This window comes from Stenotrophomonas sp. NPDC077461 (assembly GCF_049545475.1).
In the GTDB taxonomy this organism is placed as follows: Bacteria; Pseudomonadota; Gammaproteobacteria; order Xanthomonadales; family Xanthomonadaceae; genus Stenotrophomonas; species Stenotrophomonas nematodicola.
Genome location: NZ_JBMWDO010000002.1, coordinates 296,501 through 321,952, shown reverse-complemented (window position 1 = coordinate 321,952; position 25,452 = coordinate 296,501). Strand labels below are relative to the sequence as shown.

Sequence of the window (25,452 nt, the reverse complement as noted above, 5' to 3'; positions counted from 1 at the left end):
CGTCAGGCGACCTGGATGACCACCTTGCCGAATGGACCCTGCTGAAGCCGGGCGAATGATGCGCACACGCCCTCAAGGCAGCGAACGCAGCCACGCCACTGCTGCCTCGACGCCGCCCTGCTCACCCGATGCAGGCGTTTCCGGCCGTATGCCCTGCGGATACACATCCCCCTGGCGATCCACGAACATCGCGGTCGTCAACAGGAGTGCGCCGCCGTCGGGAAGTGGATAGGTTCGGTTGGAGGTTGCCCGCCCCGAGGTTGGCTCGCCGAAGAACCGGGTGTCAGGGCGGCCCCTGAATGCAACGGCGACCGCCTCACCAGAGCTGGCGGTCTTCGCGCCCACCAGCACGGCCACGCGACTGCGGGCCAGGTCGATGGTGCATGCCTTGGCGCCGCGAGAAGGCCAGCGGGTCACTGCACCGTCCCGGGTGCGGTTCGCGCCGATGTCGCCAGCGCCGAGCAGCGGACCCAACCCACTCAACATGGGCCACATATTGCCGCCGGTGTTCTGGCGAAGATCGACGATCCAGCCCTTGGACGACGTGGGCGCCAGAGTGGCGATCTTCTCGCAGAGTTCGGCGCTGAATGCGTCGCCGGCTGCGGCATCGGTTCCGCGCAGCCCCGGTACGAGCACGTAACCGATGTCCTGCATCTGCCGCGATTCAATAGCCGTCGATGCCACGGCGGTCGTGCGGGCCGTCGAGGCCTGACCCGGCACCTGCAGGAAACTGTGCCGGTCACCGAGCGCATTCAGCACCCGCTGCAGTCGGCCATACGCCTCCTGCGCAGGACGTTGCGCGAGGCCGGGGGCCCGCATCATCGCCTCCTGGGCTGACCAGTCCACATTGCCGGCGTTCAATGCGTTCGCGCGGATGATCGGAAGCGCATAGGCGATCATGTCGTACGCAGAAACACCTGCCGACACCGCAGGTTCCGACGTCAGCGTGAGTCGCTGGACGTTCACCCGCCCTGCCGCGTCCAGTGTGACGCCCAGCTTGAGGTGGGTCGCGTCCGACGGGATGTAGAGCTGCAGCTCCCTCGCCTGTGCTCCCTCACCGGCGCGGGCTGGGCTGGCCCCCGTGCTTGCGAACGCCAACCGTCCGTCCGGGCCGTCCGCACGCAGCCAGAGCGCAGCGATGCCGGTGCCCTCGGCGACCAGGAGCGAACCGGCCAGACGCACCTCCCGTCCCCGGAAGGCAGTGGCGTCCACTGACGTGATGGCACCGAAGAACGTGTCCTGCCCGACCGACTCGGCAGACACGGTGACCGCTCCCCCCTCGGGCGTCAGGATATCGCCCGCGCCGCTGGTCCGCGCGTGGGGGCCGATGTTGTTCCAGACGGACCGCGCGGTGGCGCCGCCGCTGAGGAGCATCAACACAAGGAACGCAGCCATGCGCACCATACTCAACATCCGTGTCTGAGTGGGATCGCGATGCTAGTTCACGTACGTCTCATTCAACAAGCGGGGGTGTGGCCGTGGGAGACGCTCCCGCGCAACGTGAACGGGACCAACGGGGTAGCCAGGCCTCGTTTGCGCCGCAGGACGGCCAACCGGACCCGACCTTCACAGCTACCACGGCAGCACCAATGCAACTATGCAGGACGCGACCTGCCTCCCCGGTAACCTATGCCCCACTTTCCTCGTCTTTTCGGCCGTTGGCTGCGCCTGCGTCGTCGTGTACGTTGGCGCTGGCGCGAACGCCAGGCGTCGGCCCCGGCCATCGAAGCTACCGAGGGTCCACTGCGTGCCGCGCTGTACAGCGTTGAACAGATGGAGGTGTATGGCCGCGCCCTCGCGCGCCAGCATCGCGTGAGGATGCGACCTGGCCCGGAGCGCCTGCTTGATCGACTGCAGGCCAACGAGCGTGTCCTGGAAGACGCCAACACGCTGCTCAGCAGCGTGGTGCGCGAACAGCGCCCGGTCACCCCGGCCGGGGAATGGCTACTCGACAACTACTACCTGATCGAAGAACAGATCCAGACCGCGCGGCGTCACCTGCCGCGCGGCTACAGCCGGCAATTGCCTTCACTGGCCTCGGGGCCATCGGCGGGGTTGCCGCGCGTGTATGAACTGTCGATGCAGGCCATCGCGCACGGCGATGGCCGCATCGACGCCGACACGCTGGGCCGTTTCATTGCCTCGTACCAGTCGCTCGCGCCCCTGAGCCTGGGCGAACTGTGGGCCGTTCCCATCATGCTGCGCCTGGCACTGCTGGAGAACCTGCGGCGCATGGCGGCGCGGGTGATGCGCGATGGCACTGACCGTCGCCTGGCGGCGCAATGGGCTGAGAGCCTCAATCGGGCGGCGTCCGACACGCCCACCGATGTGGTCCTGGTGGTGGCCGACATGGCACGGTCCGCGCCCCCCTTGACCGGCGCGTTCATCGCCGAGCTGACCCGCTCGCTGCTGGGGCGCGGTGGCGCATGGGCCATGCCCATCGCCTGGCTGGAACAGTGGGCAGGCGCAGCCGGTCAGCGCATCGACGAACTGGTCGCCGCCGAGGGGCAGCAGCAGGCGGCCGACCAGGTCTCCATCGGCAACAGCATCGGCAGCCTGCGCTTTCTCTCCACGATGGATTGGCGCATCTTTGTCGAAGACATGAGCGTGGTCGAGCAGCGGCTGCGGGAAGACCCGATGGCCGTCTATGCGCAGATGGATTTCGGCACCCGCGACGCCTACCGTCACGTGGTGGAGAAGATCGCCCGCGGCAGCCGCGTGGCGGAGGAGCGTGTTGCGACCATCGCGCTGGACCTGGCACGGGCGGCTGGACCGCCTGATGGGCCACGCACGCACGTGGGCTACTGGCTCGTCGGTGAAGGCCTGCACACCACCGCTGAGGCGGTGGCGCAGACAGCGCCGCGCCACCGCAAGGCACGGCCACTGGCGCATCGCGTGCCGCTTGCGCTGTACCTGCTGCCGATCACGCTGCTGGCGGTGCTGGCCACCGCGGGCCTGTTGGCCGCCGGCAGCGGCGCGGTGCCGGCCTGGCTGGCCGCGCTGCTCGGGCTGCTGGTGTTCAGCGAACTGGGCATCGTCCTGGTGAACTGGACCGCGACGGTGCTGGTCACCCCCAGGCCGCTTCCGAAACTCGATTTCAGCGAGGGCATCCCTGCATCCTGCGCCACCGTGGTCGCGGTCCCGTCGATGCTGTCCAGCATCGACGGGATCGACGTTCTGAGCGAAGCACTGGAAGTCCGCTTCCTGGCCAACCGCGATCCTCACCTGCGCTTTGTCCTGCTGACGGACTTTCTCGACGCCGCGGCAGCCACCACATCGATGGACGACACCCTGCTTGCGCACGCCGTGGCGCGGATAGAGGAACTGAACCGCCGTTACGTGTCGGAACACGGTGATCGCTTCTACCTCCTGCACCGCCCCAGGCAATGGAATCCGGGCGAACGGGTATGGATGGGGCACGAGCGCAAGCGCGGCAAGCTGGCAGCGCTCAATGCCCTGCTCCGCCGCGGCAACGCGGCCGCATTCATGCGCATCGTCGGAGACACGGCTGCCCTGGTCGGCGTCCGCTACGTGATCACGCTGGATGCGGACACGCAGCTTCCACGCGATGCCGCACGCGCATTCGTCGCCACGTTGGCGCACCCGCTCAACCGCCCGCGCTTCGATCCGACGCTGCAACGCGTGGTGGAGGGTTACGGCATCCTGCAGCCCAGCGTCGGCACCAGCCTGGGCAGGCGGCGCACCTCGCGTTTCGCCAGGATGTTCGGCAGCGAGCCCGGCATCGATCCGTACACGCGCATGGTTTCGGACGTCTACCAGGACCTGTTCGACGAAGGTTCGTTCGTGGGCAAGGGCATCTATGACGTCGAGGCCTTCGAGCATGCGCTCGAGGGCCGCCTGCCCGAGAACAGCATCCTCAGCCACGATCTGCTGGAAGGCTGCTATGCACGCGCAGGCCTGGTCAGCGACGTGCGCCTGTACGAAGACTATCCCGAGCGCTACGTTGCCGATGCCAAGCGCCGGGCGCGCTGGATCCGCGGCGACTGGCAGCTGTTGCCCTGGTTGTTGCCGTGGACACCGCGGCCGGCATCTGGATGGGAACGCAACCGGCTCAGTCTGCTGTCACGCGGCAAGCTGCTGGACAACCTGCGCCGGAGCCTGGTGCCGATCGCTGCCCTTGCCTTGCTGGTGGCCGGCTGGCTGTGTGCCGAACATCCGTCCATATGGACGGCGTGGGTGCTCGCGCTGTGGTTTGCGCCGCCATTGATCGGCATGCTGCGCGATGCGCTGAGCGTTCCTGAGGACACGCCGCTGGAAGCCCACTACATCAAGGTGGGGCGCGGAACGCTGCAGTCGTTGCTGCGCGCGTCCACCCAGGTCGCCTGTCTTCCCTACGAAGCGTTGCTGGCCAGTGGCGCGGTGCTGCGCACGCTCTGGCGCATGGCCATCACACGCCGGCATCTGCTGCAATGGAACCCCTCCAGCGAAGTCGAGCGCCGCCTTGGCGGCGACCGCAGCGCGGAATGGCGGGTGATGGCGCCGGCATCGCTACTGGCGCTCGCGCTGACGGCTGTCGTGGCCAGCGTGCGTCCGCAGGCACTGCCGCTGGCCCTGCCCTTGCTGGTGGCATGGACCTTCGCGCCTGCGTTGATGGCGTGGCTGGGTCGGCCGCCGGTCGCGAGCGTGGCGGAACTGTCGGTCAGCCAGCGGGCGTTTCTTGGCCGGCTGGCGCGGCGTACCTGGTCATTCTTCCAGGCGTGGGTGCGCGAACAGGATCATTGGTTGCCGCCAGACAACATCCAGGAGCATCCCGCGCTGGTGGTGGCGCGACGCACCTCGCCGACCAACATCGGCCTGTCCCTGCTGGCCAACCTGTCTGCGTGGGATTTCGGCTATCTCCAGCAGGACGCAGTGGCGGAACGGACAGCCCGCACGTTCGATACGCTGGACCAGCTGCCGCGCCATCGCGGTCACTTCCTGAACTGGTACGACACCGAAACCCTGGCGCCGCTGCCGCCACGCTACGTCTCCACCGTGGACAGCGGCAACCTTGCCGGCCACCTGCTTACGCTACGCCAAGGCCTGCTCGCACTGGTGGACGCGCCGGTGTTGGCGCCGCACACGTTCGACGGCCTGGCCGATACGCTCGCCGTGCTGGAAGAGGAACGGCAGCGCCATCGCCCCGATGACGCGCCCCTGGGCGACGCCCTCAACCACCTTCGCCAGCGCCTGGCGTCAACGCGTATCGACCCGCCCCGCGGGCCGGCGCAGGTGCTCGGCCGGTTGCAGGAACTGGCCGGTCTGGCCGACGCGGTGCTGGTGCAGTGGCCGGAACCGCCATCGCCCGAGGACGGCGCGCTGCACTGGCCAGCCCTGTTCGCTGCCGAATGCCATGCCGCCAACGCCTCACTGGCCGGCATCCCTGCCGATGCCGGCGCGGACAGCGACGCGCCGCTGCCCAGCCTGCGCCAACTGGCCGGCCTGCCCGGTACGGCCGGTGCGGATGCACGCGCGCGCATCGAGCAGCTGCAGGACCTGGCACACCGCGCCGGACAGTTCTCGCTGATGGAATACGGGTTCCTGTTCTACCGGACCCGCAACCTGCTGTCGATCGGTTACAACGTCGACGACCACCGCCTCGACAACAGCTTCTACGACCTGCTGGCCTCCGAAGCGCGGCTGTGTGCCTTCGTCGCCATCGCCCAGGGCCAGTTGGCGCAGGAGAGCTGGTTCGCGCTTGGCCGGATGCTCACCGAGGTCAACGGCACGCCCACGCTGTTGTCATGGAGTGGCTCGATGTTCGAGTACCTCATGCCGCAGCTGGTGATGCCGAGCTATCCGGACACGCTGCTCGACCAGACGACGCGGCATGCGGTCGAGGCACAGATCGTCTACGGGCGCACCCTGAACCTGCCGTGGGGCGTGTCCGAGTCGGGCTACAACGCCGTCGATGCCCGCCTGAACTACCAGTACCGCGCGTTCGGAGTGCCAGGATTGGGGCTCAAGCGCGGTCTGGGTCAGGATCGGGTCATCGCCCCCTATGCCAGCATGATGGCGCTGATGGTGGCGCCGGAGGCGGCGTGCCAGAACCTGCAGGCCCTGGACGCATTGGGGTTCTCCGGCCGCTTCGGCATGTACGAAGCCATCGACTACACGCCTGCCCGGGTGCCGCCGGGGCAGGATCACGTTCTGCTGCGTTCGTTCATGGCCCACCATCAGGGCATGGGGCTGCTGTCGTTGGATTACCTGTTGCGCGACCAGCCGATGCAGCGCCGCTTCGTTGCCGACGTCGAGTTCCAGGCCACCTTGCTGCTGCTGCAGGAGCGCATCCCGCGCATCGGCGTATTCCATCCACATGAGGTCGAAGCCCTGGGCGAGCACTCCGCCCTGGCCGAACACGAGACGGCCCTGCGCGTCCTGCGCGACCCGGGCGGCCCGCGTCCGGAAGTGCAGCTGCTGTCCAACGGTCGCTACCACGGCATGCTGACCCATGCCGGCGGCGGGTACAGTCGCCACGGCGATCTGTCGCTCACCCGTTGGCGCGAAGACGGCACTACCGATGCCTGGGGTACCTTCTGCTATCTGCGCGATGTGGACAGCGGCGAGTTCTGGTCGGCTGCATATCAGCCCACCTGCGTGCCGATGGACAACTACGAGGCGATCTTCTCCGACGCCAAGGCAGAGTTCCGCGGTGTGCGCCGCAGCTGCGAGAGCCACCTGCAGGTGGCCATCTCCGCCGAGGACGACATCGAACTCAGGCGCCTGCGCCTGACCAACCGCAGCCGTCGCCCGCGCACGGTGGAGATCACCACCTATGCCGAAGTGGTGCTGGCACCTGCAGCGTCCGACGACGCCCACCCGGCCTTCAGCAACCTCTTCGTGCAGAGTGAGATCCTGGCCGCCAAGCAGGCCGTGCTGTGCACCCGCCGACCACGCTCGCACGACGAGGTGCCACCGTGGATGTTCCATCTGGTCGCGGTGCATGATGCGGAGGTGGTGGCGATCTCCTACGAAACCGACCGTGCGCGCTTCCTGGGGCGTGGTAACACCCCGCGGGCGCCGCAGGCGCTGACTACCGATACCGACCTCTCCGGCACTGACGGCTCGGTGCTGGACCCGATCGTGGCAATCCGCGTGCGTGTCGTGCTTGAGCCCGAGCAGACCGTGCAGCTGGACATGGTGTATGGCATCGGCGCCGACCGCCCCGGTTGCGAGGCGCTGGTGGACAAGTACCGTGATCGTCGCCTGGCCGACCGCGTCTTCGACCTGGCCTGGACGCACAGCCAGGTGGTGCGCCGGCAGATCAACGCAAGCCAGGCCGAAGCATCCCTGTACGAACGCTTGGCCGGCCACGTGTTGTACGCCAATGCGCTGCTGCGCGCCGGCACCGGCGTCCTCCAGCAGAACCAGCGAGGCCAGTCCGGGCTGTGGGGCCATGCCATCTCGGGCGACCTGCCCATCGTCCTGCTCAAGGTCACCGACGTGGAGAACGTGGAACTGGTCAGGCAACTGGTGCAGGCGCATGCGTACTGGCGCCAGAAGGGACTTCACACCGATCTGGTGATCTGGAACGACAGCAAGGCCGGCTATCGGCAGGAACTGCAGGACCAGATTCTGGGAATGGTGGCGGCCAGTTCGGAGACCGGCCTGCTCGATCGCCCGGGCGGTATTTTCGTCCGGCCGGTGCAGAACATGAGTCATGAGGACCGCATTCTGCTGCAGGCGGTCGCCCGCGTGGTCATCAGCGACGAGGACGGCACGCTGGTCGCGCAGGTGGGCCGCCAGCCCCTGCCTGCCCGCCGCATCCCGCCCCTGGTGCCGCAGGTGGAGCAGCAGGAACTGGCGTTGTCGATGGAGGCGACGCCCGGGCACCCCGCCATCACCGGGGCCGGACCCGAGCCCGGGATGCCCCCGGGTCCCGAGCAGGATGAAGAGGTGGACGACCCGTGGCCCTTCCTTCCGTACCGCGGCACCGGCCAGTTCGACAACGGTACCGGCAGTTTCAGCGAGGACGGCCGCGAGTACGTCGTGGTGGTGCGCGAAGGTGCCCCGACGCCGGCGCCGTGGGCCAACGTGATCGCGAACGCCCGCCTGGGCACGGTCGTCAGCGAGAGTGCGCCGGGCTACACCTGGTTCGAGAATGCACACGAATTCCGCTTGACGCCCTGGCTCAATGATCCGGTGTCCGACACGGGCGGCGAGGCCTTCTACCTGCGCGACGAGGAGACCGGCCGTGTCTGGTCACCGATGCCGCTGCCGTGCAGGGGCACCGGTGCGTACCGTACGCGTCATGGATTCGGCTACACGGTCTACGAGCACAGCGAAGACGGTATCGTCAGCGAATTGTGGGTGTTCGTCGACGTCACCGCGCCCCTCAAGTTCTCGGTCCTGCGTCTGCACAACCTCTCGGGCCGGCCACGGCGGCTGTCGGCCATCGGCTACGTTGAATGGGTCATGGGAGACCTGCGCACAAAGTCACGCATGCACGTGGTCACCGAACGCGACCCGCAGACCGGCGCGCTGCTGGCGCGCAACAGCTACAGCACCGAGTTCGGCGGCCGGGTGGCGTTTTTCGACACCGATGCAGAAGGCTGCGGCTGGACCTGTGATCGCCTGGAGTTCATCGGCCGCAACGGCAGCCTGCATGCGCCGGCGGCGTTGCGTCGCGAACGTCTGGATGGGCGGATCGGTGCGGGCCTCGATCCCTGCGCGGCGATCCAGGTGCCACTCACGCTGGGGCCGGGCGACCGGAGTGAAACGACGTTCCGCCTTGGCGCGGGGCGCGACCGCGAGGAAACGCTCGCGTTGGCACACAGCCGCCAGGGCGCCCATGAGGCAATCGATGCGCTGGACGCAGTGCGCATCCACTGGCGCAACGTGCTGGCCACGGTGCAGGTGCGCACGCCCGACCCGGCATTGGACGCGCTGGCCAACGGCTGGCTGGTCTACCAGACCCTGGGCTGCCGCTACCTGGGACGCAGCGGCTACTATCAATCCGGCGGTGCATTCGGCTTCCGCGACCAACTGCAGGACGCGCTCGCGCTCGTGCACGCTCGCCCGGATCTGACCCGCGAGCACCTGCTGCTCTGCGCTGCACACCAGTTCACCGAAGGGGATGTGATGCACTGGTGGCACCCCCCGCAAGGTCGCGGCGTGCGCACCCGCTGCTCGGACGACTATCTCTGGTTGCCCCAGGGCGCATGCCGCTACCTGGAGGTCACTGGCGACGCCAGCGTGCTGGATGAAGTGGTCGGCTTCATCGAAGGGCGCGCGGTGACACCGGAAGAGGAAGGGTATTACGACATGCCCACACCGTCGGTGCAGCGCGGCACTCTGTATGCCCACTGCATCGTCGCGCTCGACCGCGGTTGCCGGTTGCTCGGCGAGCGCGGTCTCCCGTTGATGGGCAGCGGCGATTGGAACGACGGCATGAACCGTGTCGGCGACCAGCAGCGCGGAGAAAGCGTATGGCTCGGATTCTTCCTCCATGACACGCTTCGCCGCTTTGCTGTGCTGGCCGACGCGCGTGGCGACGCCACCCGCGCACAGTGGTGCCAGCAGCAGGCCGAGAGCCTGCGCCGGAATCTGGAACACCACGCCTGGGACGGGGCATGGTATCGCCGCGCCTGGTTCGACAACGGCGCCGCCCTGGGCTCGGCAGAGAACCGGGAATGCCGCATCGATTCGATATCCCAGAGCTGGTCGGTGCTGTCCGGCGTTGCCGCGCCAGAGCGTGCCCGCCAGGCATTGGATTCGCTCTATACGCATCTGGTGCGGAAGGATGCCAAGCTGATCCAGCTTCTCGACCCGCCCTTTGACAAGACGACGGAGGACCCTGGCTACATCCGCGGGTACGTCCCCGGCGTGCGTGAGAATGGTGGGCAGTACACCCACGCGGCAGTGTGGGCGGCGATGGCATTCGCACAACAGGGAGATGCGGTGCGCGCCTGGGAGCTGGCCGGCATGATCAACCCTCTCAATCACACCCGAGACCCGGCAGCGGTGCAGACCTACCGCGTCGAACCCTACGTGTTGGCGGCCGATGTATACGCCGTGTCGCCGCACGTCGGGCGAGGCGGCTGGACGTGGTACACCGGCTCGGCCGGGTGGATGTATCGCCTGCTGGTCGAATCCCTGCTCGGCATACGCCGCCAGGGCGATCGTCTGTCGCTTGCACCGTGCCTGCCCGATCACTGGCCGTCATTCGAACTGAGCTACCGCTTCGGCCGAAGCTTCTACGAGTTCGTGGTGACCCGCAGTGCACAGGGTCAGCCTACGCTGCAGGTGGACGGGATCCCGCAGCCGGACCTGACCGTGCTGCTCCGCGATGACGGTCATCATTACCGTGTCACGCTTGACCTGGGGGCGGCCCCCACATGAGCCTGCGCCCCGAAATACAGGTACAGCTTGATGCGCTGGGCGACATGCTGGTCCACTGGTTGGATCAGGTGCGGCATCCGGCGCAGTTCTGGCCGCAGTTTGAAGCGTTGGCGGCAGAGATTCTGGACCAATGCGAGCATGCGGAGCGGGACCAGGCGCACGCGCACATCCACGCCATGCTCAAACGCCACGCGCTGGAGCTCCCGGCCGGGTACGAACGTGACGACAACCTGGAGTAGGTCAACGGCCGTGCTTGAGGACCGTCAACCTCTTTGCGCCAGCACGCCCCGCCTCCTTTCCTGCCAGCGACCGTTTCCGGGCAGAAGCGGACACCCTCACGGGCCGGCAGGTCAACGGGAGCCTGCAAACGCCCAAGCCCCTCCCTACCTCAGTGCACCGGGCCCAGATTGCTGGGCATGCCCCTGCGCAGCACCGACAGATACCGCAAGTACTTGCCAACGAAGATGCCGGTGAACCCACCAGACAGCAGCAGATACGCGGCACTGAAGTTGCCGTTGGCACTGAGCGCAGGCGACACCGCAAGCGCCACCTCGAACCCGTACTTCACCAGGAACGTGACCAGCAGCAGCGGCAGCAGGCTGTAGTCCGCACTGCGCCACAGCTGGCCCGTTGCCTCATCAACCGTCAGCGTCGCCCGGCGCAGCAGCACCCAGCCAAGCATCGCACCTGCACAGATGCCGGCGAGCCACTCGCTCCACGCCACCAGCGAACCGCCGTAGCGGTGGCTGATCGACCAGATGCCCCACACCATGAACAGGGCCGGGACGATCGCCAGCCTGCGCAGCGAGGTCTGTCCCGGCCGCATGGCCGCGACGCCGCGGGTGATGAGATACGCCAGGATCACCCAGACCCAGATCGGGGTGTGCGAGAGGATGGGCTGCAGCTGGGTCACGGGAGGTCCTTTCAGTGAGTGGCCGCACGGAGGGCGGTGGTGGCGCTCACTATTGACGGACCGGCCTACCTGAACAAGTGACAGGTGTCAGCGATACCAGATGACTGCTATTGCGTCCGGGCGCGCGTAGCGGACGCCCGCTCAGGCCGGCGGAGCGGCTATGGCCGCAGCGGGCATGGCACCGGCAGGCGCCATCGCAGGCGTGCCGGCCCCCGTCCGCTCGCTGGCGGCGGCCAGGGCCTGGTTGATGCGCTGCGTGGTACCGCGCTGGTCCAGGTCCACGCCGATGAAGTAGGCGAAGCGGCCATCGCATCGCAGCTGCGTGGACTCGAGACCTTCCGTATCCGCCAGGACCCGCTTCAATGCCTTGGCCCAGCCGCGCCCCGGCACGCAGTTCAGTTCAACCACCACCACCGACTCGCCGCCATCCAGCGGCAGAGCCTCCAGACGGACGACTTTCGGCGCTGCATGTAACCGGGCACTCATGGCTGGAAGGTCCTGCAAGGTGGCGACGGCCGAAGTATCCACGGCGTGCGCCAAGGGCCTGTCAAGGTGAGGACAGCCCCATGTGTACGTGTGAGCTTCGCACTGCCGAACTGACGCCGTCAGCGCTCCAAAGGCCCGAGCTCTTTCATACGGCGCACGCAGCCGGCTGGATATGCCCTTTAGAACGACTCCTGCTGCAGCCACGCGGTGAGGCGCGGCGTCGCGGCCTGCGCGGTCAGGATGATGTCGCCCCCCGGTCGATGGATCGCATCGAACCGGGCCACCGTGGTATCCGTCGCGATCCGGACCCACTGCTCTCCCCCACCACCGCAACCACAGCGCGGGCGCGGCTGGACCGAGCGCGATAGGCGGGGATCACCGCCTCCTGCGTGAAAGAGGAATCCGGTGCTTGGTCAGCGGATCGCGTCGATTTGGATGGCTGCCCTTCACTTCCGGCCAGCGCCGCGGACACACCCCAGGCGGCGTGCAGAATGTGTCGAGGGAAAGTGCGTGGTGCCAAGGTGCTGCCTCACCCGCAGCGGTCAGAATGTTAGACGCTGCCCTCACGCTCGATGACAAGAACTCTTGCCTCTCCGACTGGGTGGGCAACGTGCTCTGTACCGATGGAGGCATAGAAGACGTCACCTGTTTCAAGAATCGTGCTGTGCTCCACCCCCGAGAGCCTGTATCGCATCTCGACCCGACCGTTCAGGACGGCAAAGACCTCCTCTCCATCATTCACATGCCACTTGTACGGCTCGTCTGTCCAATGAAGGCGAGTGGTGATTCCGCCCATATTGGCGATATCCTCAGCACCCCAAGGACGGTCAGCTTTGAAAGTACTTCCACGAAAGATTTTCATGCCGGTGATAACGCCTGATGGAGTTGGAAATACTGATTGAGAACGCCTGGACATCAGTGCGGGCGTATTGCCCCGCAGGAACCATGTGAGGTTCAGACATCCGTCGCGGTAATGGCCGTCGAAGTACTCACTGCCCGCTGTCTGATTGTACGGGCTGCGCCGCATCTGGCACCACTGAACGCACATCTCTCGATTCCGTCTGGCGTGGCTGCGACTTGAGACCGAAGAGTGGCCGAAGCACCCGTGAGCGTCGAATCAGAAGTTCGTGCAGCACCCCGCATCCCAAAATAGTTCCTGCAAGCAACAGGAGTAGCTCCAGCACAGGGGCCAGCTGCAGCGGCTTCGCCCAGAACAGCAGCGCAATCAGCAGGCTCTGGTGCAGCACGTACCATGCGTAAATTGCTTCAGTGCAGTAAAGCGGCCAGCGGAAGGGGCGGTTGAGGTACCGCTTAGCCCACCCCAGCAGGGTCGGCAGCATGCCCCACACGTGGAGCATCTCGCAGCACATCGCTATCAGATTCAAAGGTGGATGAGACCGCAGGCCCAGCTGACCCAGCGCGAGGTAGACCACGAATTCCCCCCAACCGTCCCAAGCGATGCCCAGCGCAACGCCTCCACCCGCTGCCAGAAGCTCGGCTCCCGGCCGAGCAGATAGCCGGACAGAAACACAGTCACCAAGCTTGCGTGCTGGTAGAGATCGTCTCGGCGAACCGCAGCGGAATCCAGTACCGGGATCAGAATATGCAGGCCGCCTTGATGACTCGCAAGAGCGCCCGCGATGCCTTTGGCACCTGGCGCCGTTGGGCGGTACCCACGCAGCCGCGCCCGCATGCACTCTCTTCGGCAGCCACACAACGCCTCCGCGTGCCGTCGAAGTTCATGATCTGCAAGGTCTCGTCAGCCGCCGCTTGGCCAACGTCGCTGCACGTGGTTTTGGGATCGCCTGCAGAAAGGTGATCCAATCGCAAAGCTGCCAGCGCCGGACGGCATTACTTAAGGCACTGAAAATTGACTACACCTGTAGTCAACATAGCACCCTCGACCCACAGGGAGGTGCTCATGAAGAAGAAATGGACCGTGCTGGTGATGTCGCTGCTGCTGGGTTGCGTAGGGCCGGTACTGGCCAACACCGCCGATGCGCTGGATGCCCTCGAGCGCCACGCCAGCGCCGCGCATTCCGATGCCGTGCTTGTGCAACAGGAAGGCCGCCTGCTTCTACAGGGCGGCGCCAGTGGCATCCGTGAATCCATCCATCTGATGTCGGCAACGAAGTCGGTACTGGCCCTGGCCATCGGACTGCTCCTCGATGACGGACGCCTCGCCTCCATCGACACGCCAGTCAGCACGGTTTACCCAGAGTGGCGCCAGGGCAGGAAGCGCGACATCACCGTCCGCATGCTGCTGGACCACACTTCCGGCCTGCAGAACGTGCCCAACGCCGGTGCAGAGCTGGAAGGCGCACCAAACCTGGTGAAACTTGCGCTGGCCGCTGAACTCGCCGCCGACCCGGGCACCACCTTCGCCTACAACAACAAAGCCACCAACCTGCTGTCCGGCATCGTCCAGGAGCTGGCCGGTATGCCTGTGGATGAGTATCTCAACGACACGCTGTTCAAGCCACTGGGGATCACCGGCCACACTTGGATGAGGGATGAGAGCGGAACACCGATGGGCATGGCGGGACTTTCGCTGTCGGCCACGGACCTGGCTGCCCTCGGCCAGCTCATGCTCGATGGTGGTGTGGCGCCAAGCGGGCGACGCCTGATGAGTGAACACTCGGTGGCACTGCTGACCACAGAAAGTGCGCGCTCGCCGGATGTGGGACTGCTGTGGTGGCGCATTCCGCAATGGGAGCGCTATCGACTGACGGAGCACTCAGCCAGCCGCCTGACAGAGCGCGGTGTCTCTGGCGATGTCAGCCAGGCCATGCTGGCAGCGGATGGGCGCAGCTTCAACAGCAAGACCGAACTGCTTGCCTTTCTGGCCGACCAACTGGGTCCCAACTGGCCCCAGCAGTACAGTGAACAGATCACCGGTCGCGGGCTGAAGCTGACGGATCTGTTCGATGTGCAGCGCGGGCCGATCGCTGCGTACGCTGCCAACGGGTATCTTGGCCAGCATCTTATCATCGTCCCGGAGCAGAAATTGGTGGCTGTCAGGCTCATCCACCGTCGCGACGACCATGCCGCACCGCTGGATGACTACGCGACATTCCCTGCCGATGTGCTGCGCTTGGCCGAAACTCTCGTCCCCACAGCCGCAGACGGCTGACATTGTAGGCACTGAAGAGACCGAGCATAAGGTTGGACGTTGTGGCATCTCGTGCAGGCCCTGGCGCCGCTCGCCAGCGTCGTGGCGTCACGTTCCTGGCTGGTCACGGTGAGAAACAGATCGGGCGTCATCTGCGGCCCAAACGGCAGGACCTCAGGCGTGACAGGAGTTGCCAGTGCTGCAGCAGGTACACGCGAGTATGCCAGCGGCATAAGCGCAGCAGCACCGAGAGCCACGCGCAGCAGACGCCTGCGCTGCAATCGAAGGGTAAACATCCATGCGCAAGTGTAGCGTCTGGAGGCGGGACGGGGTCCATCGCGGATGAGGTGGTGCAAACGCCATCTCGGTCCTCGGGCGCAATCGGGGCAGGTTGAGCTCGTTACTCACAGCTCCACTTCCCAGCTTGCCGGTGCTGTGAGAAATGAGGCGCAGGGCGATCCTGCGGATACCAAAGCGGAACCCGTTTGGCTCAGCTCATCAAGCTCGGCGACGCACTGAAGATGGCGCAGCGGTTGATACACTGCGGCCTGCAGTCGACACTGCGGATATCGCCATCCTACGCAGTGCCGTCAAATACCGCGCAAACAAGGACGTCACGAAAGCATGAAGAAGGTAATGACCACCACGCTGTACGTGATGATGGTTGCGCTGTGCTGCTCGGCGGCAGCCGGCGCGGTGAAGGCGGCCGTGGCGAATCCTGAGCTGTACTACGTCCTCCACTCGGTTCACAACGCCGATGCGCCTGATGTCGATGCGGGCAACGTGGGCTTCCACCGCGCCACGCTGTTCACCGAAGCCCAGGCTGGCAGCGTGCACCTCCAGCCGCTGTGGATCCGCAGCGCTGATGCGCCGGAGCGCGATGTAGGCACGGCGGCGCTTGATCCACGTGCGACTGTGGACGCAGATATCATCGCCGTGCTGCGAGCAGGGTTCCTGTCCACCCTTGGATCAACGGGTGCGCCCAGCCCGTTGCGGAGTGCAGACGCAGACGCGTTCGCGCGCTTGAAGAAGCATGATCCACAACTGGCCCAGCGCCAGTTGCAGATGGGTCAGGCGGCGGGCCTACGGCCCCTGCGGCTGCCGGTGGCCTTGCATGTTGGCCAGCACGTTCGCGTTCCGATGACGATCGAGCCGCACGGCCCGTTCATGGCCGAGGCACGGGTTCTGGATGTTTCCAGCGAGACGGCGCTGCTGGCCTTGAAAGTGGCTGAAAAGGGCCTGCGGGGAGGTGGCCGTGCCGCCGTCCGTCTGTCCGACGGCATGCCCATTGAACTGCGCGTGCAGCTCGCGTTTGATGCGCGGGGCCGCCACCCGGCAAGCCTCCATGAGGTGCATGTTGCCACCATGCGCCACGCGCCCCATCTGGAAATGGCGCAGGACCTGGGCCTGTACCAGGATTACGTCGGCCAGGTCCAGCAGGTGCTAGCGGGGGGGCCGTTCGACGGCCGCCAAGGCGGTCCATCGATGTACAGCCTGAGCGAAGTACCCGCCGGTGCACTGCAGCCGCACATGGTCGCCTCTGAAGCACTGCCAGCGCTAGAGCGCAACATGTGGTTCAGCTGGATGCAGGCGGCAGGCAGGGGCGAGGCAGGGCTGGCTATTGGCGCGCTGTCGCGGTTGTCGCGGGGGCGCACCGATGAGGCCGTGCTGGTGGCGCAGCTGGGGCCGGTGGTGGCGCTGGACGCGGCTGGCGATGTCCTTGCCGATGTCGTCGTACAGACCGTGCTGCCGCAGCTCTACCTGGGTGACCGCTTCACTGCCGCAGAGCATGAGCCGGGCTTCCCGTTCCGCCTGCCGCTGGGTCTGGATCCGTCGGTGCGCGAACGGATCCAGATGCTGCGCGCGACGGTCATGGCGGAGGTCTACCGTTGGCAATCGGAAGAAACCATCCCGTTGCACCACGCTTCATCCGTGAACGCCGGTGTCGAACTGCAGTCGATTTCACCCACGCGGCTGTCCGTGGTGCATGCACGGGCGTCGCAGCAGGGCTCGGTCGGTCTGTGGACCGTGGCCGTGCCGCTGGATGCCCAGGGAAAGGAAATCCCTGCCCGGCAACTTTCGGTGCTGCCACTCGTCATCCGGGAAGTGAGCGCGCAGCATGAGCTGCCACTGGCCTGGGAAAGCCGGGATGTGCCTTACCGTGTTGAGATCGCCACGCAGGCGCCGATACACCAGGTGCAGCTGCGGCACTACCTCTGGACCCTTGAACCGCGCATGTGGGATTTTCACAAGCGACAGTGATATCGAGGCGAAGCCAAGAAGACGGGTACGGCGATAATCGCTTCGCTGCTGGAACTCGGATTGAGTTGCAGCCGGAAGACCAGCTACGGCTAGCGTCAAAGTCCAGCTTGAGCGACTGACGGGCTGCCGCGCTTTCGATGCAGTCGCACAAGCTAGCGCAAGATTCAGCTCCCGTGGACGTGATCTGCCAGGTGTCCGCTCTCGGCCAGAAGCGGACGCAGCCTTTACAACAACCAGTCCTTCTTCATCCGGCGTATGTGAAGCAATAACCTGTTCCGATGCGCTGGATGCGAACAAACCCCAGCTCACCCAAGTGCATGCCGGCCGCCATCAACTGATCTGCACTGACCATATCCAAAAGCGCTGAACGGGCCGCCGCAGCCCGCTGCGGATCCTGGTCGAATGCGATGGATACGTCGGGGCGAGCAATCTGGATATGCGGAAAATGGACGATATCGCCCCAGATCAAGGCAGTCTGGCCCTCCGAATCGACTCGATAGCCGGTGTGACCTGGCGTATGGCCCGGCAGCGGGACCATGCTGATGCCGGGCAACACATCGCCCTCGGCCAACAAGCGCAAGTTGCGGCGATATCCGGCGAACACCTGCCGTGCGAGCAGGAAGTTGCCCCGGGCACGATCATTGCTGCGGGCAAGGTTGCCGTCGTCCTCCCAGAAGGACAGCTCGCGCGGGTGTATGAACAGCTCCGCATTGGGAAAGACGGGGTGACCTTGAGCATCGAGTAGACCGCCAACGTGATCAGGATGCGCATGCGTGAGCAAGATCGTATCCACATCCGTGGGCTGCACACAGGCTCGCAATAGATTGCCCTTCAACTCCCCTCCCCAGCCCTTGACCCCCCCGGCACCGGCGTCGATGAGGATCGTGCGGCCCTTCCCCCGCACCAGGTAGGTGTTGATGTGGATCGAGGAAGGGTCGCTGACCCCGGCCTTCAGCTGTAGCTGCGCGGCCTCGGCCGGATCGATGTGGGAGAGCAGATCCAGACTGGCGGTCAGATGGCCATCGCTGATCGCCTGGACCAGGAAGTCACCGATCTGGAGGGTGGGCAGAGCCCGTTCAATGATGGATGCGTTCATGCCGCTCGTCAGTTTCGCGCGTGGAGGGAATCATTGGCGTAGCCAAAGCATCGGATGCGCGCCGTCAGTCCTGCATGGTCTTGGATGGCCAGATCGAGCTGCCGAATGAACTCGTCCATGAGCTCGGGCGTTCTCTCCGGACCCAGTGGTAGGCCAGCTCCGCAGACGCCGGAAGGCCCCGCCCCTGACGCGCAGCCAGGTAAAGGATGTGGACGTTGTCCAACGCAGCACCAAGCACGTCCGTACACAGCACCGCGCATCGCTCAGTGAGCGCGTCGAGACTGTCCTCCGCCGGCATCCGCTCCTCGGTGAAGTAGATCGAGAGCCTAGGCATCTGGGTGCGTCTCCACCCCTGACCGGCCTGCATCGGACACGCTCTTGAGTTGTGCTGTCATGGGCGCATACGCATGCACCCCACTGGGAAAGGGCTCCGTGGCTGGAACCATCCCGACCGGAAGGCGCGCAAGCCAGAGCGCTGCGGGCGCGTGATCCAGCGCAACCGCATGCAAGGGCTCGGGGGCAATCCCCATCGCAATGATCGGCTCAGGGCCGACGCGACTCACCAGCAGGTAATCGCCCTGCTCGACGGCGGGGGCCCGATCCAAGCCACTGTACAGGTTGCGATGCCAGTCGGTGATGTGATGCTGCCAGCGTGCGAAGTTGCCCCCTCCCTTCCGGACGTACTCGTCCCCCTGCAGGACCTCCAGGCCGTCTATCGAGTGAAGTGCAAGGTAGGTCGGGCACCCTGCACCACATGCCCTGAGGCGCTGCGAGGTGTGGAACCCCCGCACGGAGATGAGCGCAGGCAGTTTGTGCAGGCTGTAGAAGTCGTTCCATTCCTCCTCGCTGGCGAAGTCGGAATAGCTGCATTCAACGGCGTAGATCATGGGAACACTCCTGGGCCGGCTTGCGCGCGCGCCCCCTTGTTGATGTCCCGTCATGCTAGACCTGCGTTGGCCCACATCAAATCGACGTTTCGGTATGCTTCAGTGACAAAAGATCACGCTGAATCCCCATGCGCAGGAAGATTCCCAGCAGCACCGCCCTGACCGCCTTCGAGGCCGCCGCCCGCCACGGCAGCTTTGCGCGGGCAGCGGAAGAGCTTTCCCTCACCGAGGGTGCCATCAGCCGCCAGATCGGCAGGCTGGAATCCTTCCTGGGGGTCTCCCTATTTGAGCGGGTCGGCAATCGCGTCCGTCTCCTGCCCAATGGCGAACGATACGCCGCCCAGGTCCGCGAGTCGCTGGACCGCTTGGACCGGGACAGCCAATACCTGATGGGCCAACCGAAGGACGCTGCAAGCCTGGACATTGCCGTAACGCCCACCTTCGCGTTGCGATGGCTCATCCCTCGCCTGCCCGCATTCACCCGCGCGCACCCGAACATCACCGTGCACCTTTCCGAACGCACTGACCCGTTCGCGCTTGCCGGCAGTGGATTCGACGCCGCCGTGCACTTCGAGCACCCCGCCTGGACAGGTATGCGCACTTACCCGCTGCTGCAGGAAGTGCTGGTACCGGTGTGCCATCCCGCGCTCATCGAGGGCGCAAAGGCTTGTGTCTCACTGGACCAGCTACCCCGGCTGCACCGCCGACAAAGCCCAGATGCTTGGCAGCGCTATGCCGAGAAGGTGGGTATAACCCTCGCCAATCCAGCGGTGGGTGCACGCTACGACCTTCATGCGATGCTGATTGAAGCCGCGCTTGCCGGCCTCGGAGTCGCCCTGGTGCCACGCCTCTACGTGGGGACAGAGCTGGAGCAAGGTCGGCTGGTGGCGCCATGGCCGCAAGGCGAGACGGTGTCCAAGACGTTCTGCCTGGTGCTGTCCGAACCGATCGGTTTGACTGCCGGCCCAGTGCAAGCGTTTGCACGCTGGCTGCAGGACGAGGCCCGCGCGGTTCGGATGGAGACTGACTTGACGACCACGCCGTGAGGACACGCGCTGGCATGCACGGATGCCCTACACAGAGTCCCCGGGCGTGACTGGACCGTCGAAGCGCTGGCCACAGAATCCAACATTTCGCGCTCTGTCTTTGCAGACCGGTTCCAGACGGGTTCTACCCCGATAGCACGGGAGCGACAGGAGCGCTGCGCGTAGCGCTCTGGCGACTCGTGTCTTCGAAAGGACCGGAACAAGGGCCGCCTGCAGCGTGTGGAACAACGAGCACGCCGCTGGCTGTTCGGGTTGCGCCTCGTGGCTGCCCCCACTATGCAAGCCGTCGAACGTTTCGACATGTGTTGTGACACGCAATAAAGACGAGGGACAGGCCCCGCCATTTGGCGTTGACGCGCCCACGTCCACACAGCTGGGATACTGACGTCATCACACGCCGGGCAAGCACCCTATGATGACCAAGTGGCGGCTGACTCTATTCAGGATCAGCAGGAGAATGTGGTTCCGATCCACGCTGTATGGGGTGCTGGGCGTCGCGACGGCTCTGGCAGGCGCTGGCGCCAAGTTCGTGTTTCCGACCGGGCTCGCAACGCGGATCGGCGCTGATTCGGTCGGCAACATCCTCGGCATCCTGGCCGCTTCAATGCTGACGGTGACTACCTTCGCACTGTCAACAATGGTGGCCGCGTACGGCTCAGCGTCGACCAACGCCACGCCGCGCGCGTCCCGGCTGCTGATTGAAGACACGCGAGCGCAAAGTACGCTGGCCACATTCATTGGTGCCTTCCTGTTCTCCATCGTCGGTCTCATTGCGCTGAGCACCGGCATCTACGGGGACAGCGGCAGACTTGTTCTCTTTGGCGCGACCATCGCGGTCATCCTCGTCATCACCGTCACACTTCTACGCGCCATTGAGCAGTTCTCCCGCTTTGGACGACTTGGCGAAACGGTCGACCTCGTCAAAGAGGTCAGCTTGAAATCCATGCAGCAGCGTGCAGAAGCGCCCTTCCTTGGTGCTGCGCACTACGACGGCGTCGCTCCGGGCAACGCGGTCGATGTCTTCGCTGAGGATGTGGGTCACGTCGAGCACATTGATGTGCAGCGCCTCAACACCATCGCAGAACAACACCACCTCCTCATCTATGTGACCTGTCAGCCGGGCACTTTCGCAACCCCGAATCGTGCACTTTTCAGTGTTCTGGGCACGCTCGACGATGAGCTGAGAGCGCAACTGCTTGCGGCCTTCACTATCGGCGGCTCCCGCAGAATGGAGAACGATCCGCGCTATGGTTTTGTCGTCCTTGCCGAGATTGGTGTGCGTGCCATGTCGCCAGCCGTCAATGACCCAGGAACATGCATTACGGTCATCGGCACCTGCGTGCGCCTGCTGCTCAGATGGGACGCGTTGTCATCCGAATGCGAAGCCAAGGAGGTGCAGTATCCGTTTGTACATATGGCTCCACTTGATGTCGACGACCTGTTCGAAGATGTATTCGCGCCCCTGTCGACTGGTGCAGCAGGATCGCTTGAGGTCAGTATCAGGCTCCAGAAGGCTTTCGCTGCGCTATCTGCTGACTGCTCATCCGACACGCGTCGAGCAGCGCAGCGCTATGCCGATCTGTCGCTGGAGCGCGCCTTGCAGACCCTTGCATTCGCTCCGGATCGCGAGAAACTTCGAACCATTGCTGCCGTAGAGCGCCACAGGGCGCAACACGCGGCCGTCACTCGGGGCGCGCAGGAACCGGATTGAGGTCGACGGAGCCCCAGCGGAACCATCCGGCATGGCTCCATCCCAATCGCGGCTGAAACCAGATCAGAACTGCACTCGATCAGGCAGATTGCTCTCGCTCGACCGGTGGCCCGCTACGCCATGCCCTCGTTTTCACGGGCGTCATGATTCCATACCGCCCCGACGCGTTCCAGCGGCGGCTTGATCACGCCCCCGCACGTTGCGGAAAGTCCCTTTCGCTTGGGTGGGCCAGCCTATCGCGCTAGACTTGGACGCTTTCGTTCGCAAAATGGAGGCCACGAGACACTATCGTGAAGGTATTTCCCCTGATTTTTCTGTGTGCTGCTGCAACGTCCACAGACACAATCCATGCTCAAGAAGCCCCCAACGCCCAGGGTGAACCGTTTATCGATATGGGCGGCGCCGTCCGGTTCAATTACGGCTGGCTGGACTACGGCCCCACGAGCCGCCTGCAACTTGAACTGCTTCGCGCAGACGTCAACGCTGGAGCTGGAACGCTTTTCCTCTCCGCCCAATATCGCTGGTACGACGGCTTTGATGCGGTCCACCATGCCTACGCCGGGTGGAATCTCGGCGATGCCACGCAAGTCAGAGCGGGCATCCAGCAGGTCCCCTTCGGACTCCTGCCAACCGTTTCACAGAGCTTCTGGTTTGGCTCAGGGTATTACCTTGGCATTGAGGACGATTACGATCCGGGCGTGACGGTAAGCCACAAACATGGCGACCATCACTGGACCGCCGGCTGGTTCTCAGGAGATGAGTACGGGAGCGGAGCACGCTACGACCGGTACTCGTTCGACGTGGCACAAACGGCCGATCTGCCCTACAAGGAACGTGAGCGCGTTCACTTCAGATACGAATACACGAGCTCCCTGAATGAAGGTGAGCTGCTGCTCGGGGCCTCTGCGTTCCGCGGTCAGGTTCAGAACACCACCACTCGCCGTCACTATGACCACCAAGGTGCGGCGCTGCATGCCCAGTGGACACGGGATGGCTGGACAACGCAGTTGCAGTGGGCTCGCTACCGTTACAACGTGCCAGGAGACCGGATTGCGATGTCCGCGTTCCTTGCGCCTTTCGAAATCGCGTCGGAAGCCGATGTCCCCAGCGCGAACGTGGCCTACTCCTTCGGTGCGCGGCAGTGGCTCGATGACATCACCTGCTACAACAATCTGAGCATGACGCGCCCGTCAGGACGCAGCCAGGGCGTGAGGGAGTCATGGCAGAACGTCACCGGATGCAGCCTGCAGAAGGGGATCATGCTCACTTACGTGGACTGGATTGCAGGCAAGAACATGTGGTTTGCCGGGGGCGACGGCATCGGAATCGACGACGGCGGCCCTTCGCGCTGGCATAGCCGACTCAACCTCAACATCGGTTTCTACTTCTAAGCGCGAGCCGCACCGCTGCTTCAACGATCATCAACCGGAGGAACTCATGCAGAGCCCAGCTCCGCCATCCACTCCTGTTCGCCAGCGCATCTTGCCGCAGGTGTTCATTCCCACTGCAGCCAGCGTGATTCTATTGTTGGCGCTATCGATTCTGGTTCCAGAGAAGGCAACAACCTGGTTCACAGCAGCCAAGAACTGGACCGCCAATGACGCAGGGTGGTTCACCATCCTGGCGGTCGCAGGCTTCCTGGTCTTTGTCGTCGGTGTCGCGATCAGTGGTTACGGGCGCATCAAGCTCGGCCCGGATCACAGCCGCCCTGACTACAGCTATGCATCGTGGTTCGCCATGCTCTTTGCTGCAGGCATGGGCATCGGTTTGATGTTCTTCGGCGTGGCAGAGCCGATCATGCACTACGCCACGCCGCCCACAGGAACAGCCGAGTCTGCCGAGGCAGCTCGCCAGGCGATGCGTATCACCTTCTTCCATTGGGGTGTGCATGCCTGGGCGATCTACGCTGTTGTTGCGCTGGCATTGGCGTACTTTGCCTATCGCCACAACCTGCCTCTGCGCGTGCGATCAGCACTCTATCCACTCATCGGGGAGCGCATTCACGGACCCGTCGGCCACGCGGTCGATACATTTGCCGCCCTTGGCACCATCTTCGGCCTGGCCACGTCACTGGGTCTTGGGGTCATGCAGATCAACTCCGGGCTGAACCACCTGTTCGGTCTGGAAGTGAGCACCCTCGTGCAGGTGTCGTTGATCGGCATCATTATCCTTGTGGCCACAGGATCTGTCGTCGCCGGGCTCGACAGTGGTGTTCGCCGCCTGTCTGAAATCAACATGATCATGGCCGTCGCCCTGCTCGCGTTCGTGCTTGTCTGCGGCCCCACCGTTCACCTGATGCAGGCTTTCGTGCAGAACACCGGCATGTATGCCTCCCAACTGTTTTCGATGACGTTCAATCTGTATGCCTATGAGCCCAGTGGTTGGCTCGGTGGATGGACCTTGTTCTATTGGGGGTGGTGGATTGCGTGGTCTCCGTTCGTCGGGATGTTCATTGCCCGCATTTCGCGCGGCCGCACGGTGCGTGAGTTTGTGGTCGGCGTCCTGCTGGTCCCGCTTGGGTTCACATTCCTTTGGATGACCATCTACGGCAACTCCGCCCTGTTCATGGTGCGCTCGGAAGGTGTACAGGAGCTCGTCAAGGCCGTGTCAGATGACAGCTCGATGGCGTTGTTTGAGTTCTTGCGCCATCTTCCTCTGACGATGATCACCTCTTCACTCGCCGTTGTCCTCGTCGCGCTGTTCTTTGTCACCTCCGCTGACTCCGGCGCGCTGGTCATCGACATGCTGACGTCCAAGGGAGAGGAAGAGTCTCCGGTCTGGCAGCGTATCTTCTGGGCGCTGCTGGTTGGCGGCATCGCTGTCGCCCTGCTCATCGCAGGCGGTCTTGAGTCTCTCCAGGCGGCAACCATCGCCAGCGCCCTTCCCTTTACGATCGTCATGATCCTGATGTGCTGGGGGCTTCTCAAAGCGATGCATCTGGACGCCACCAAGCGTTCAATCTCCCGTGAAGCACGACTGCTTCCGGGCACCAGCGATGACTGGCGCGCCAGGCTCAGACTGCTTGCTCACAACCCCATCAGGATCGAGGTTGTTGGCTTCATCAGGGATCACGTGCTGCCGGCACTGCAGGAAGTTGCAGTGGAGCTGCGCAAGCAGGATCTTCCGGTTGAAGTTACCGAAGGAGAAGATGGGCGAGCCTGGCTTCGCGTAGGTCATGGCGAGGAGATGGACTTCTTCTACTCCGTGCGTCCCCAGCCTTACGCCCCCCCCACCTTCGCGTTGCAGGACCCGCGTCGCCCAGTGAGCGACGGCACCCGCCACTATCGGGCTGAAGTCTACCTGCGCGAGGGCGGACAAGACTACGACGTCATGGGTTGGCCGAAGGTGCAGTTGATTCACGATGTGCTGGATCAGTACGAGCGCCACCGCCAGTTCCTGGATCACGTTCGTTGATCCATGTCCCGGCCAACCGGAGCCGGTTGGCCGGGACGTCAAGCAAGGCGCCTTGGATAGGAATGGGCGACCTCTTCCAGATTCTGGGTGCAAACCTCAGTACAACCGCTCCCGGCAGCTCAGAAAGCAGCGATCCCGGCAGGATGCCGACGTTGGCATCGTCAACGAATGCTGGGACCCAAGG

General features: G+C 64.6%; 15 protein-coding genes. 8 read left to right on the top strand and 7 right to left on the bottom strand.

Features of this window, described 5'->3' with window-relative positions:
* Window positions 1–72: 72 nt before the first annotated feature.
* A complete protein-coding gene (locus ACPEH8_RS06055; RefSeq protein ID WP_262072325.1) occupies window positions 73–1,395 on the bottom strand; it encodes a S41 family peptidase in 1,323 nt (440 codons plus the stop codon).
* A 234-nt stretch (window positions 1,396–1,629) separates the two neighbouring features.
* Here ACPEH8_RS06055 and ACPEH8_RS06050 point away from each other — a divergent pair, with 234 nt between their 5' ends.
* Both ACPEH8_RS06050 and ACPEH8_RS06045 read left to right on the top strand, forming a co-directional pair.
* Window positions 1,630–10,341, top strand: coding sequence for a GH36-type glycosyl hydrolase domain-containing protein (locus tag ACPEH8_RS06050; protein WP_423666287.1), 8,712 nt, complete (start codon window positions 1,630–1,632; stop codon window positions 10,339–10,341).
* Window positions 10,338–10,580 (top strand): hypothetical protein, encoded by a 243-nt coding sequence (locus ACPEH8_RS06045; RefSeq protein WP_017355098.1) that lies wholly within the window; start codon window positions 10,338–10,340, stop codon window positions 10,578–10,580. The genes ACPEH8_RS06050 and ACPEH8_RS06045 overlap by 4 nt, the downstream gene beginning before the upstream one ends.
* A gap of 149 nt (window positions 10,581–10,729) precedes the next feature.
* On the opposite strand, the gene ACPEH8_RS06040 is transcribed toward ACPEH8_RS06045, so the two are convergent.
* The 4 genes from ACPEH8_RS06040 to ACPEH8_RS06025 all read right to left on the bottom strand — a co-directional run bounded on the left by ACPEH8_RS06040 (window position 10,730) and on the right by ACPEH8_RS06025 (window position 13,080).
* Window positions 10,730–11,254: a DUF6622 family protein gene (locus ACPEH8_RS06040; protein WP_312710520.1), complete on the bottom strand. Its 525-nt coding sequence runs from the start codon at window positions 11,252–11,254 to the stop codon at window positions 10,730–10,732.
* A gap of 141 nt (window positions 11,255–11,395) precedes the next feature.
* On the bottom strand, window positions 11,396–11,740 hold the full coding sequence (locus ACPEH8_RS06035; RefSeq protein ID WP_423666285.1) for a hypothetical protein: 345 nt from the start codon (window positions 11,738–11,740) through the stop codon (window positions 11,396–11,398).
* Between the two features lie 550 nt (window positions 11,741–12,290).
* Window positions 12,291–12,602, bottom strand: coding sequence for a cupin domain-containing protein (locus ACPEH8_RS06030; protein WP_166473221.1), 312 nt, complete (start codon window positions 12,600–12,602; stop codon window positions 12,291–12,293).
* 127 nt (window positions 12,603–12,729) lie between these two features.
* Entirely contained in the window at window positions 12,730–13,080 is a 351-nt protein-coding gene (locus tag ACPEH8_RS06025) for a hypothetical protein (protein WP_423666283.1), read from the bottom strand.
* Between the two features lie 581 nt (window positions 13,081–13,661).
* Here ACPEH8_RS06025 and ACPEH8_RS06020 point away from each other — a divergent pair.
* Window positions 13,662–14,873, top strand: coding sequence for a serine hydrolase domain-containing protein (locus ACPEH8_RS06020; RefSeq protein WP_423666281.1), 1,212 nt, complete (start codon window positions 13,662–13,664; stop codon window positions 14,871–14,873).
* Window positions 14,874–15,548: 675 nt separating this feature from the next.
* Window positions 15,549–17,114: a hypothetical protein gene (locus ACPEH8_RS06015; protein WP_423666279.1), complete on the top strand. Its 1,566-nt coding sequence runs from the start codon at window positions 15,549–15,551 to the stop codon at window positions 17,112–17,114.
* A 244-nt stretch (window positions 17,115–17,358) separates the two neighbouring features.
* On the opposite strand, the gene ACPEH8_RS06010 is transcribed toward ACPEH8_RS06015, so the two are convergent.
* Both ACPEH8_RS06010 and ACPEH8_RS06005 read right to left on the bottom strand, forming a co-directional pair.
* On the bottom strand, window positions 17,359–18,210 hold the full coding sequence (locus tag ACPEH8_RS06010) for an MBL fold metallo-hydrolase (protein WP_423666277.1): 852 nt from the start codon (window positions 18,208–18,210) through the stop codon (window positions 17,359–17,361).
* Window positions 18,211–18,536: 326 nt separating this feature from the next.
* Window positions 18,537–19,097: a hypothetical protein gene (locus tag ACPEH8_RS06005; RefSeq protein ID WP_423666275.1), complete on the bottom strand. Its 561-nt coding sequence runs from the start codon at window positions 19,095–19,097 to the stop codon at window positions 18,537–18,539.
* 128 nt (window positions 19,098–19,225) lie between these two features.
* On the opposite strand from ACPEH8_RS06005, the gene ACPEH8_RS06000 reads away from it, so the two are divergent.
* The 4 genes from ACPEH8_RS06000 to ACPEH8_RS05985 all read left to right on the top strand — a co-directional run bounded on the left by ACPEH8_RS06000 (window position 19,226) and on the right by ACPEH8_RS05985 (window position 25,268).
* A complete protein-coding gene (locus ACPEH8_RS06000) occupies window positions 19,226–20,143 on the top strand; it encodes a LysR substrate-binding domain-containing protein (RefSeq protein WP_423666273.1) in 918 nt (305 codons plus the stop codon).
* A gap of 457 nt (window positions 20,144–20,600) precedes the next feature.
* The gene (locus ACPEH8_RS05995; RefSeq protein ID WP_423666271.1) at window positions 20,601–21,854 is read left to right on the top strand and encodes a DUF2254 domain-containing protein; all 1,254 of its coding nucleotides are present in this window, start codon (window positions 20,601–20,603) and stop codon (window positions 21,852–21,854) included.
* A gap of 290 nt (window positions 21,855–22,144) precedes the next feature.
* A complete protein-coding gene (locus ACPEH8_RS05990; protein WP_423666269.1) occupies window positions 22,145–23,245 on the top strand; it encodes a hypothetical protein in 1,101 nt (366 codons plus the stop codon).
* Between the two features lie 46 nt (window positions 23,246–23,291).
* Complete coding sequence (locus tag ACPEH8_RS05985; protein WP_423666267.1) at window positions 23,292–25,268, top strand: BCCT family transporter; 1,977 nt, start codon at window positions 23,292–23,294, stop codon at window positions 25,266–25,268.
* Window positions 25,269–25,452 lie beyond the last annotated feature (184 nt).